The 10,613-nt window shown below is 43.1% G+C and carries 14 protein-coding genes and 1 riboswitch; of the genes, 2 read left to right on the top strand and 12 right to left on the bottom strand.

What is annotated here, in order from left to right; genetic code table 11:
- The 4 genes from mnmL to SPADD19_RS01265 form a co-directional block, all read right to left on the bottom strand.
- A partial coding sequence (mnmL, locus tag SPADD19_RS12005) for a tRNA modification radical SAM protein MnmL/YtqA (protein WP_164905830.1) occupies positions 1 to 632 on the bottom strand: 632 nt, incomplete at its 3' end.
- A gap of 57 nt (positions 633 to 689) precedes the next feature.
- Positions 690 to 1,340, bottom strand: coding sequence for a phosphatase PAP2 family protein (locus SPADD19_RS01275; RefSeq protein WP_061454995.1), 651 nt, complete (start codon positions 1,338 to 1,340; stop codon positions 690 to 692).
- Complete coding sequence (locus tag SPADD19_RS01270) at positions 1,330 to 1,902, bottom strand: ECF transporter S component (protein WP_371605441.1); 573 nt, start codon at positions 1,900 to 1,902, stop codon at positions 1,330 to 1,332. The genes SPADD19_RS01275 and SPADD19_RS01270 overlap by 11 nt, the downstream gene beginning before the upstream one ends.
- A gap of 202 nt (positions 1,903 to 2,104) precedes the next feature.
- Positions 2,105 to 2,254: riboswitch (FMN riboswitch) on the bottom strand.
- Between the two features lie 80 nt (positions 2,255 to 2,334).
- Complete coding sequence (locus SPADD19_RS01265; RefSeq protein WP_003005113.1) at positions 2,335 to 2,877, bottom strand: tRNA (cytidine(34)-2'-O)-methyltransferase; 543 nt, start codon at positions 2,875 to 2,877, stop codon at positions 2,335 to 2,337.
- A 332-nt stretch (positions 2,878 to 3,209) separates the two neighbouring features.
- Between SPADD19_RS01265 and trkA the strand changes: the two genes are divergently transcribed.
- Together trkA and SPADD19_RS01255 are read left to right on the top strand one after the other, a co-directional pair.
- A complete protein-coding gene (trkA, locus tag SPADD19_RS01260) occupies positions 3,210 to 4,565 on the top strand; it encodes a Trk system potassium transporter TrkA (RefSeq protein WP_061454994.1) in 1,356 nt (451 codons plus the stop codon).
- A gap of 5 nt (positions 4,566 to 4,570) precedes the next feature.
- Positions 4,571 to 6,010: a TrkH family potassium uptake protein gene (locus SPADD19_RS01255; protein WP_061454993.1), complete on the top strand. Its 1,440-nt coding sequence runs from the start codon at positions 4,571 to 4,573 to the stop codon at positions 6,008 to 6,010.
- Positions 6,011 to 6,085: 75 nt separating this feature from the next.
- On the opposite strand, the gene yidD is transcribed toward SPADD19_RS01255, so the two are convergent.
- From yidD to SPADD19_RS01215, 8 genes are all read right to left on the bottom strand, one after another.
- The gene (gene yidD / locus SPADD19_RS01250; protein ID WP_061454992.1) at positions 6,086 to 6,328 is read right to left on the bottom strand and encodes a membrane protein insertion efficiency factor YidD; all 243 of its coding nucleotides are present in this window, start codon (positions 6,326 to 6,328) and stop codon (positions 6,086 to 6,088) included.
- Positions 6,325 to 7,056 carry a pseudouridine synthase gene (locus SPADD19_RS01245; RefSeq protein WP_061454991.1) on the bottom strand — a complete coding sequence of 244 codons (732 nt, stop codon included), beginning with the start codon at positions 7,054 to 7,056 and terminating at the stop codon, positions 6,325 to 6,327. Before SPADD19_RS01245 ends, yidD begins: the two co-directional genes overlap by 4 nt.
- Positions 7,046 to 7,615, bottom strand: coding sequence for an SMC-Scp complex subunit ScpB (gene scpB, locus SPADD19_RS01240; protein WP_061454990.1), 570 nt, complete (start codon positions 7,613 to 7,615; stop codon positions 7,046 to 7,048). The genes SPADD19_RS01245 and scpB overlap by 11 nt, the downstream gene beginning before the upstream one ends.
- Positions 7,599 to 8,318, bottom strand: a complete 720-nt coding sequence (locus SPADD19_RS01235; protein WP_003013218.1) for a segregation/condensation protein A — start codon at positions 8,316 to 8,318, stop codon at positions 7,599 to 7,601. The genes scpB and SPADD19_RS01235 overlap by 17 nt, the downstream gene beginning before the upstream one ends.
- Positions 8,318 to 9,049 carry a site-specific tyrosine recombinase XerD gene (gene xerD, locus SPADD19_RS01230; protein WP_003005319.1) on the bottom strand — a complete coding sequence of 244 codons (732 nt, stop codon included), beginning with the start codon at positions 9,047 to 9,049 and terminating at the stop codon, positions 8,318 to 8,320. The genes SPADD19_RS01235 and xerD overlap by 1 nt, the downstream gene beginning before the upstream one ends.
- Positions 9,046 to 9,507 (bottom strand): cyclic-di-AMP-binding protein CbpB, encoded by a 462-nt coding sequence (gene cbpB, locus SPADD19_RS01225; RefSeq protein ID WP_003005120.1) that lies wholly within the window; start codon positions 9,505 to 9,507, stop codon positions 9,046 to 9,048. Before cbpB ends, xerD begins: the two co-directional genes overlap by 4 nt.
- Positions 9,504 to 10,025, bottom strand: a complete 522-nt coding sequence (locus SPADD19_RS01220) for a metallophosphoesterase (RefSeq protein WP_003005619.1) — start codon at positions 10,023 to 10,025, stop codon at positions 9,504 to 9,506. Before SPADD19_RS01220 ends, cbpB begins: the two co-directional genes overlap by 4 nt.
- Positions 9,998 to 10,613: nucleoside-triphosphate diphosphatase (locus SPADD19_RS01215; RefSeq protein WP_128861554.1), on the bottom strand; the 616-nt coding region annotated here is incomplete at its 5' end. The genes SPADD19_RS01215 and SPADD19_RS01220, both read right to left, overlap by 28 nt.

Genomic DNA, 10,613 nt, shown 5'->3' with positions numbered 1-10,613 from the left:
GTCACACAACGGCGAACATTTTCCACCATCATCTCATGCGTCTCCCCAGGAAGGCCATTGATCAAATGGGAGACGATCTCTGCCTTGGGCACCTGTTTGCGAATACGCTTGACTGTTTCAACATAGAGATCATAACTATGGGCCCGATTGATCAATTCAGAAGTCGTTTCATAAGTCGTCTGAAGACCCAACTCAATCGTCACATGCATGCGCTCTGTCAGCTCTGCTAGGTAGGACAAGGTCTCATCTGGTAAACAATCCGGACGCGTACCAATGTTGATTCCTACCACTCCTGGTTCATTGATAGCCTGTTCATACCGCTCTCTAATGACTTCTACTTTATCGTGGGTATTGGTGAAATTTTGAAAATAGACCAGGTATTTCTTCACATCTGGCCATTTCCGATGCATAAAGTCAATCTCTTTGTAAAACTGTTCTCGAATCGGAGCTTCTGGGGCCACAATGGCATCTCCTGAACCCGAGACCGTACAAAAAGTACAGCCACCGTGGGCGACTGTTCCGTCTCGATTGGGACAATCAAAGCCTGCATCAATAGGGACTTTAAAGGTCTTTTCTCCAAATAAGGTTCGATAATAATCATTCAAGGTATTGTAGGATTTCATACCCTTCATTATAGCAAAAAAAGAGTCGAACTCAAAACGCGAGTTCAACTCCTAGTTGTTAGATGCTTATTTTTGCTTGCCTGTAAAGCGCCATTGAAATCGCAAGCGATCATACAAGGGATACTCAAACTGTAAGACAGCAAGGCCCAAAATCATACTGCCGAGAACGTCTGATGGATAGTGGACCCCAACATAAATACGGGAAACCACAATGGTTACAATTCCCAGAACCAGCATGCCTTGAAGGCAATAGCGGGCTGTTTTATGTTTTACATGTTGGCCGATGATGATGATCAAACTTCCCAAAACAAGGGTAGACGCCAGTGAATGACCACTCGGGAAAGAAAAGCCTTTTTCCTCTACTAGATGAAGAATACTTGGTCTCGGTCTCTGGTAGATATTCTTTAGAAGAAGAACCAAAAGACCAGTCAATACCAGATTGCTCCCTAGAAAAAGAGCTTCACTGTACCATTTCTTATAGGCAAAGACCACTAGCAGAAGGCCCACCCAGATGACAATGATCTTGGTATCCATGACATGGGTCACCTTGGTAAAGAAGGCCGTCAGTGTTGCAGGCAGATCGCCTCGAATAGCAGATTGAATCGTACCATCAAAGCCTGTTAATTGTTGCGGGTAAAAGCGAATCACATACCCGAGAATGACAAAAATGAGAAGGGCGAAGCTTGCCTTCGCCCAATGTTGTTGTTTATTTTTCATATTTTTTCAAAATCGGTTGCAATAAGGTATAGATCAACCCAAATGCGATGGCCCAAATCACCCCTTCGATCAGGTTAAACGGTGCAACCATTGCGGCTAAATAGTGGACAAGCCCTAGTGTTTTCGAAATATCATAGTTCATAAAGCGAGCATACAAAGGGATTGCATAGACATAGTTCACTAATACCATCGTGATACTCAAGCTGATCGTTCCAACAATCGTTGCCAGGATAAATCGACCATGGGTCCGTTCCTTGTTCCAAATCCATGCAAAAGCAAGAACAAAAACAAGAACTCCAATGATATTGATTGGTAATCCGATCAAGGTTTCAAGTCCCTTATTATTAAGGGCTAACTTAAGGACAGATCGGATCAAGGTCACCCAAACGGCACTTTTAAAATCCAATAGGACCAAGGCCAACAAAATGGCGATGATACTCAAATCAATTTTGAAGAAATCTATCAAGAAAGAAAATTGATAGAACATCAAAATAAAAGATAAAGCGGATAAAACAGCCACTAGGGTCAGTTTACGTGTATTTGTCATAACAGGTTCCTCCAATTTTTTAAAAATTAGAGAAGCTGGAAAGACGTCTACTCCATCATTCTACTCTAAACTATTTAAACAAAGCTTAAACTAGAGAACATTCTAGTTACTTTAGCTGGTCTCCATCGAAACATGCCGTTAATCAGTCTTAGACTCCAACGTACTATTCCCATGCAGCAGCTCTAAACAGATCAGAATAGCTGTCAGTCTATTCGTCTCTCGTCTTCTCCCATCCAGACTATACTGTCGGTTGTGGAGTCACACCACATCAGCTTGCGCTCGCGGACTTCTTTTAGAGTATGGAAAAGAACATTTCCTAATAAAAGTCACCGCCGGTCGGGAATTACACCCTGCCCTGAAGACTCTTTTATGATAACAAAAAAAACTTGCCTAGGCAAGTTTTTGTAACGTCATGGATTACATCGTTCGTGTTTTAATTTTTCGTTTTTATTTGAGCTTGTCATGCTCATAACGATGGCTCAACTCCAGCCCCTTAAAACCTTGCTGGCGGAGTGCCTCATAGACAATCATGCAGACGGTATTAGAGACATTTAAACTACGGACATGCTCATCATTCATCGGAATGCGAATGGCCTTCTCCTCGTGCTGGCGCATAAAATCTTCCGGCAAACCTTTATCCTCGCGTCCAAACAAGAAATAATGGGACTTCCCATCCTGATAAGAAACGTCCGAATAGGTCTGATTGGCAAACTTGGACACTAGGTGCACCTGACCGTCGCTCGCTGCTTCCATAAACTCTTCCAGGCTATCATAAAAACGGACATCCAGCTTGTCCCAATAATCGAGTCCTGCTCGCTTCATTTTGCGATCATCGATCGGAAAAGCCATGGGGCGAATGATATGCAAGGGAGAATTGGTCGCCGCACAAGTCCGTGCAATATTTCCCGTATTTTGTGGAATCTGAGGTTGGAACAAGACGATGTGGTTTTGAGCTGCTGACTCTTGGTAGTCCAGTTCTTCAATATTCATACTCGATCTCTTTCTGATAAAAAAATAGCCACACTGCCCGGAGTCAAGCTCAGCAAACAGCGTGGTTACAGCTTCATTAACTTAACTCACAACAGGTTTGAGGTAAATCAACGAAGGTACTTTCTAAGTATATCACTTTTGAAGCTCCTGTCAATAGTTTTTTTAGATTTTTTTAAGAAACTTTATCAAAGTTTTCGATCCCTCCTCGTTCTACTCTTTTGACGATTTTTCCTACTTGTTCTTAGCTTCTCAAAATTCCACCAGAAAATCCTTAAAAAGATGAATTTTTCTTGAAAATAGAGTATGATAGAAGCATACTCTGGAGGTATTCTATGAAAATTATTGTTGTTGGTGGAGGAAAGGTCGGAACGGCCCTTTGTCGTTCTCTCGTTGCTGAAAACCACGATGTTATTTTGATCGAAAAAGACGAATCCGTTCTTAACCATATTACCAAACGGTTTGATATCATTGGGATTTTAGGAAATGGCGCAAACTTCAAGATCTTGGAGCAAGCAGATGTTGAAGACTGCGATATCTTCATTTCCATGACCGAGTACGACGAAGTAAATATGGTTTCTGCTGTTTTAGCTAAAAAAATGGGAGCCAAAGAAACCATCGTTCGGGTGCGGAATCCGGAATATTCCAATTCCTACTTCAAGGAAAAAAATATCTTGGGCTTCTCCCTGGTTGTCAATCCTGAATTACTGACAGCTCGTTATATTGCTAATATCATTGACTTCCCAAATGCCCTTTCTGTGGAGCATTTTGCAAACGGCCGTGTTGCCTTGATGGAATTTAAGATCAAGCCAGATAGCAATCTCTGCGATATGAGCCTATCCCAATTCCGAAAGAAATACGGAAACGTCATTGTTTGTGCAATCGAGCGTGGCAATGAACTCACGATTCCAAATGGAGACTTTGTTTTGCAGCCCCAAGACAAGATTTTCGTAACGGGTAATCGGATCGAGATCGTTCTCTTCCACAACAATGTCCGACCTCAAGTCATTAAGAGCATGATGATGATTGGTGCTGGAAAAATTGCCTACTATCTGCTCAATATTCTCCAGGATGTGCGTCGCAAAATCGATCTCAAGGTCATCGAAGTCAATCGCGAACGAGCTGAATTCTTTAGCCAAGAATTCCCTGACCTCTATGTCGTCCATGGAGACGGAACCGCTAAAGACATTCTTTTAGAAGAGAGTGCCAATAACTTTGATGCTGTGGCTACTTTGACAGGGGTCGATGAAGAAAACATCATCACCTCCATGTTCTTGGATTCTGTCGGAGTCAAAAAGAACATTACCAAAGTCAACCGAACCAGTCTGTTGGAGATCATTGGCGATCAGGATATGACCAGTATTGTCACTCCAAAACGCATCGCTGTAGACACCATTATGCACTTTATTCGCGGGCGCTACAATGCTCAGTTCTCAAACCTAGAAGCCTTGCACCATGTCGCAAACGGCCGGATTGAAACCTTGCAGTTTCAAATTAAGGAAGACAACAAATTAACCCAATATCCCCTCTCTGAATTGAAATTGAAGAAGGGCGTTTTGATCGCTGCCATTATTCGAGAAGGCAAGGCTATTTTCCCGAATGGGGATGACCGTTTGATGGTAGGGGATCGGATTATCGTGACCACCTTGATTCAAAATGTCACTAAAATCTACGATCTACTTGAGAGGTAAGCCTGATGAATAGAAGCATGATTCGTTACCTCTTATCCAAACTCCTCTTAATCGAGGCAGGTCTCCTAATCGTTCCCCTAGTGGTCGCTGCAATCTATCGGGAACCTGCCAAAGTCTTTGTTTCTATTGGAGCAACCATGGCCATCCTACTTGCGTTTGGCCTCCTTGGTAGTTTTCACAAACCTAAGGATTTTCACATCTATGCTAAGGAAGGAGTCCTGATTGTAGCACTTTGTTGGATCCTATGGTCCTTCTTTGGTGCCCTTCCCTTTGTCTTTTCGGGCCAAATTCCAAACATTATCGATGCCTTCTTTGAAGTCAGCTCCGGCTTTACAACAACAGGGGCAACGATTTTAGACGATGTGGGTGTCCTCAGCCACTCTCTCCTATTTTGGCGTAGTTTTACCCACTTGATAGGTGGGATGGGAGTATTGGTCTTTGCCCTTGCGATTATGGACAATAACAAGAACAGCCACCTTGAAGTCATGAAGGCAGAGGTTCCTGGTCCAGTGTTTGGCAAGGTCGTTTCCAAATTAAAAAACACGGCTCAAATTCTCTACTTCTTGTACTTGGGTTTGTTCTTCCTCTTTGTGGTTCTTTATTTCCTTGCTGGCATGCCCCTGTATGATAGTTTTGTCATCGCCATGGGGACGGCTGGTACTGGGGGCTTTACCGTCTTTAACGATGGGATCGCCCACTACAATAGTAGTTTGATCACCTATTTGGTCAGTATCGGGGTCTTAGTCTTCGGGGTTAACTTTAACCTCTACTACTTCCTCATGATTCGAAAATTCAAGGCCTTCTTTAAAGATGAGGAATTGCGGACCTATATCACGATCGTCCTTGTATCGAGTGTCTTGATTGCCTACAATTGCCTTCATCTCTATGCCAATGTTGCGAAGAGTTTTGAGATTTCCTTCTTCCAAGTGTCCAATATCATCACCACCACCGGTTTTGGTTATGGAACGACGGAAAAATGGCCTCTCTTTTCTCAGTTCATCCTCTTGATGCTGATGGTCATCGGTGGTTCTGCTGGATCGACCGCTGGGGGGCTTAAAGTCATTCGGTGCTTGACCTTATGGCGAATCGCAAAAAATCAGGTTCTTTCGACCTTGTCTCCGAATCGCGTTCTGACCTTGCATGTCAATGATACGGTATTGGATAAGGATACACAGCATCAGATCCTCAAGTACTTTACAATATACAGTTTTATCACGATCGGCCTACTCTTTGTAGTGAGTCTAGACAATAATAACTTCATGACGGTTGTCAGCGCTGTCTTTAGTTGTTTCAACAACATTGGACCTATGATTGGAACAGGTCAAACCTTCTCCATTTTTAGTCCGATTTCAAAACTTTTACTTTCCTTAGCCATGATTGCCGGACGGCTTGAAATCTATCCAATGATTCTTCTCTTTCTCCCTAAAACATGGTCTAAACGCTGATAGACAACTCTTGTACAAAATCAACACCCTTAGAAAAATAATTTCTAAGGGTGTTTCTGTTTATTTGCGATCGGCCTATTTTGATTCTTCATTTCGCTTCAGACTAAAATGGTCTGGCAAGGGGTCTGGTCCCGCTTTGGTTCCCGGATGGCAACGCAAGATTCTCGCAACCCCCATCAAGACACCTTTCACACCAAAACGTTCAATCGCTTGGATCATATAATTGGAACAGGTCGGTTGAAAGCGACAAGAAGGCGGAAATAGGGGAGAGATCCATTTTTGATAGCCTCTGACCAGCGCAATCAGGATTATTTTCATGCTTTTTTAGATTTAGTTACTGCTAGATTGTGCAGCTGGCTGATTTCTTTTTTATTCAAGCGACGGTATTCACCCGGACGTAGTCCTGAGACGTCCAAATTCCCAAACTGGGTCCGGGAGAGTTTATCCACTAAAAGTCCCACCGCTTCAAACATCTTTTTAACCTGGTGGTTACGCCCTTCATGAATGGTCAACTGAACCACTGAACGGTTCTTTTCGACATCCACTTTTAAGATCTCGTAAGTCGCTGGCTTGGTTTTCTTTCCATCAATGGTCACTCCTCGCGTCAAGGGACGCAAGTTTTCCTTATTGGCAATCCCTTTGACACGCGCCACATAGACCTTATCAATTTCATTTCGCGGGTGAATCATCTCATCTGTAAAATCACCATCATTGGTCAAAATCAAGACACCAGATGTATCCCAGTCCAAACGTCCTACTGGGTAGATGCGCTCTGGTACTTGAGATAAAAGGTCAACGACTGTTGTCCGCCCTTTATCATCCGATACACTAGAGATGACGCCACGTGGCTTATTTAAAAGATAGTAGACCTTTTCTTCGTTATAGATTGGAGTCCCTTCTACTTCAACCTTATCTCCGGTTTTAATGATGGTCGCTAATTCACGCACGACTTGGCCATTGACCGTCACCAAGCCTTGCTTGACCAGTTCTTCGGCCTTGCGACGACTAGCCACGCCTGCATGGGCGATATATTTGTTAATTCTCATCTAATTCCTCTGTTCTCTCTGAAAATAATTGACCTTCCTCTGGATTGAGGTCCACTTCCTCAACCTTTGGCAATTCCTCCAAATGATTGATCCCCATGTAATCCAAAAAATACTCCGTCGTGACATACAAATTAGGACGCCCGAGGACTTCTTTTTTCCCATCTTCACGGATCAGATCAAATGATAGTAGTTTGGTAATGGCCCCACTGGAATTGACACCCCGAATATCATCGACCTCCACACGGGTGATCGGTTGCTTATAAGCAATGATTGACAAGGTTTCAAGGGCAGCCCGAGACAAACTTTGGTTCATAGGCGTTCTAGAATAGTCTCGTAAAACAGAAGCGTAGTCTGCCTTTGTCACCAATTTATAACGGGAAGCTGTCTCCATCAAACACAGACTGGTATCTGTATCCTCCTGGTATTTTTGGACCAATTTTTCTAAACTTTGCACCACACCTGTTGGGGGTAAAGAGAGAAGATCTGCGATTTGTCTGGCAGTAATTCCTTCTTCACCCGCTACAAATAAGAGTGCTTCAATTTCAGCTAATTTGCTCATGTTCAATCCTATTTAAGTAAATTTCTCCAAAAGCCGTATCCTGTACCACTGTGACCTCTTGAATTTTGATTAATTCAAGGGTTGCAAGAAATAGGGTAATGACCTCTTGGAGATCCGCTGCTTCTAGAAACAAGTCCTGCAAGAGAACTTGTGAACGATCGTGGAATCGGTGACGCAGCTGGTCCATCAGATCCTCAATCTTGTATTCATCCTTGACAATGGTTGTATGGTTCTGGCGGAATTCTTCTTTTTTCTTGGTCAATAGTTTTGAGAAAGCCAAGAAGAGATCCACCGTGGTGCGATCATGAAGTAATTCAGTATCGTCATAGACCAATTCCATCTTCGGTTTCGAATAATAGAGGGCGCGCTCCTCGTGCTGCGAGGCCATCAACTCTCCTAATTGCTTGTAAGTACGGTACTCTTCCAATTGAGAAAGGAGGTCCTGCTCTAGATCCTCTGCTTCATCCATCTCCTCTGCGACCTTAGGAAGAAGTCTTCGACTCTTGATCAGGGTTAGTTGACTAGCCATCAGCATGTATTCCCCTGCCACCTCTAGTTTCATTGCCTGGAGAGTCGCCAGATAAGCCAGATACTGTTCAATCACCTCAATCAAGGGGACCTCATAGATATCCATCTGGTATTTAGAGACCAAGTGGAGCAAGAGATCCAAAGGCCCTTCAAAATCTTTAAATTTAATATCCATTATTTATATTTTTCTAATGTCACCATAGTTTTTAGGCCCAATTCACGCGCAATACTAAAGAGATCCACACCGAGTTCACGTTGTTTCAAAATATACTGCTCACGAATCGATTGTGCCGAAAGGTCTTGGTTGCCTTTTTCAATCAAGAAGGCTTCTAATTGCCGGAATCCCCACTGACGGGAGTATGATTTTCCCTTATTATCAAAGAGATAGACACCATCGAGGAAGAGCTGCAACTCATCCAGTAAAGGCTCTGGAACTTTTAAAACTCGTTTTTGGCCATCTTTGCCCACTCGAATCACATGAAAGTCCAGCTGAATATCTTCGACCTTGACTTGGAGGATCTCACTTGGCAATAAGCCCATCTCCAGAATCAATAAGGCCATCAAGCGTCCCTGTGGATTGGTTGATTCTTCCCAAAAATGGGTCAGATCCAACAATTCACGATCATGGGTTTTGGCCGGTTGAATTTTAGGCAAGACCAAACGATGATATTCAGAAATAAAGCGTTCTTGATACAAATAATATAAAAATTGGTTAACGGCGGATAATTTTCGTTTTTGAACCGCCGGTTTAAAATCTTTAATCGAAGCTTGGTAAATTCTCAAATTAGTCGGTGTTACTTTTCCATGAATTGATTCAATAAATTGGTCCAAATCATAGAAATAGGCTGACTGAGAATTTTCACTTAGTTCTTTTTGATCAATAAAACTTGCAATAAATTCTTTCATTTTGGAATCATCTCGTATTCATTTGAAAAATTATGCATCAGCGAATTGATGGCTTTGAGGATCGATTTCCGCGTAATAATCCCTTGGAAATACCCTTCTTCATCCACCACTGATAAGAAGGAGTCATCCACCAACTTGTGAAGGACTTCTGTCAAATTGAAGTCTAAGCCGATGACCCCGACCTCCTTCTTTGCAACATCTACGATATCCATCGAAGCAAAAGTCTCCTCAGGAATCTCGTGTTTCAATTGATAAGATAGAATATCCGTTAGGGAGATCGTCCCCACAAACTTGCGTTCATCCGTCACTACCGGAATGCGACTATAGCTAATCTGGCTCAACAGCAAGACCGCATGGTCTACATTGTGGGTATCAATCAAGACCGCTAAATTTTTGGCAGGAGTTAAGAACGTCTCTTCCTGCGTCAGCAAGAAACGTTCAAATTCCTTTGCTATCATCTGCTAAACTCCTTTGTCAGTTCAGGATACAATTCATGCTCTCGCGTATAATACTCTACCCTAAAGTTCGAATCCGTAATCTCTATCTTGGCATACAAACACTCCCGAATCAGACCACGAGGTTGGCTAACGGATCCAGGATTCACAAAGAGGGTTCTTCCTTCCTTCCAAGCATCTGGGATATGAAGGTGGCCGTATAGACAGATATCTGCTTCCTCCTCTTGGGCCCACAGATCCAATTTTTGAAAACTAAAATTGATCTGGAAGAGATGCCCATGGGTCTGGATGATCCGTGTTGGCCCTAGTTGGGTCACCAAGCGTTCCGGATAGCCATCATAAAAATCCATATTTCCTTGGACAACGTGGATCCCTTCCCAGACAGGATCGTCACTTTTTAGCTCAGAATCCCCATTGTGAAAGATCCCATCGACCTGACCTAGGTATTTTTCTTTAATAGCTTCAACAATGGAGCGGTCTCCATGCGAATCACTCATAACGATGATTGTTTGCTTTGCCATGATGGAAATACCTCCAATAACTTTTTAACAGCTAAAGCACGATGTGATTGTGTATTTTTTTCTTCTAGCGTTAATTCAGCAGCAGCACGGCCCGTTTCCCCAACTAAGAAGAGAGGGTCATAGCCAAAGCCGTGTTCCCCTTTGGGCTCAAAATTAATATACCCTGGCCAATCTGCTTCCACCACTAGACTTTCCTTGCCTGGTCTTGCAACCACCAAGGTCGTATGGAACTGGGCCGAACGATCTTTCAAGTCAAAAACCATGGCCAATTCGTGCAACAATTTCGCATTGTTTTCCGCATCTGTCGCACCAACTCCCGCAAAGCGAGCTGACCAAACTCCTGGTAAGCCTCCCAAGATATCTACCTTCAAACCTGAATCATCCGCTAAGACTGTTTTCCCAGTTAGCTCTGCAATGGTTTCAGCTTTCAGGCGGGCATTCTCTTCAAAGGTCAGACCTGTCTCTTCGACTTCTGGAAGCTCTGGGTATTGATTGAGATTTTCCACTTCAAAGCCCAGTTTTTCAAACATATTACGGAATTCTTTGGTTTTTCCCTCATTTCGAGTCGCAATAAGAATCGTATCTTTG

Origin of the sequence: Streptococcus parasanguinis (assembly GCF_001578955.1) — a bacterium.
Classification (GTDB): domain Bacteria; phylum Bacillota; class Bacilli; order Lactobacillales; family Streptococcaceae; genus Streptococcus; species Streptococcus parasanguinis_U.
The sequence above is the reverse complement of the archived record's forward strand: the minus strand, read 5'-3'. Positions and strand labels throughout refer to the sequence as shown.

Excerpts from the sequence above, each read along its gene's own strand:
- SPADD19_RS01275 (WP_061454995.1), bottom strand. The coding sequence starts at position 1,340 with ATGAAAAATAAACAACAACATTGGGCGAAGGCAAGCTTCGCCCTTCTC.
- SPADD19_RS01265 (WP_003005113.1), bottom strand. The coding sequence starts at position 2,877 with ATGAATATTGAAGAACTGGACTACCAAGAGTCAGCAGCTCAAAACCAC.
- trkA (WP_061454994.1), top strand. The coding sequence starts at position 3,210 with ATGAAAATTATTGTTGTTGGTGGAGGAAAGGTCGGAACGGCCCTTTGT.
- SPADD19_RS01255 (WP_061454993.1), top strand. The coding sequence starts at position 4,571 with ATGAATAGAAGCATGATTCGTTACCTCTTATCCAAACTCCTCTTAATC.
- yidD (WP_061454992.1), bottom strand. The coding sequence starts at position 6,328 with ATGAAAATAATCCTGATTGCGCTGGTCAGAGGCTATCAAAAATGGATC.
- SPADD19_RS01245 (WP_061454991.1), bottom strand. The coding sequence starts at position 7,056 with ATGAGAATTAACAAATATATCGCCCATGCAGGCGTGGCTAGTCGTCGC.
- scpB (WP_061454990.1), bottom strand. The coding sequence starts at position 7,615 with ATGAGCAAATTAGCTGAAATTGAAGCACTCTTATTTGTAGCGGGTGAA.
- SPADD19_RS01235 (WP_003013218.1), bottom strand. The coding sequence starts at position 8,318 with ATGGATATTAAATTTAAAGATTTTGAAGGGCCTTTGGATCTCTTGCTC.
- xerD (WP_003005319.1), bottom strand. The coding sequence starts at position 9,049 with ATGAAAGAATTTATTGCAAGTTTTATTGATCAAAAAGAACTAAGTGAA.
- cbpB (WP_003005120.1), bottom strand. The coding sequence starts at position 9,507 with ATGATAGCAAAGGAATTTGAACGTTTCTTGCTGACGCAGGAAGAGACG.
- SPADD19_RS01220 (WP_003005619.1), bottom strand. The coding sequence starts at position 10,025 with ATGGCAAAGCAAACAATCATCGTTATGAGTGATTCGCATGGAGACCGC.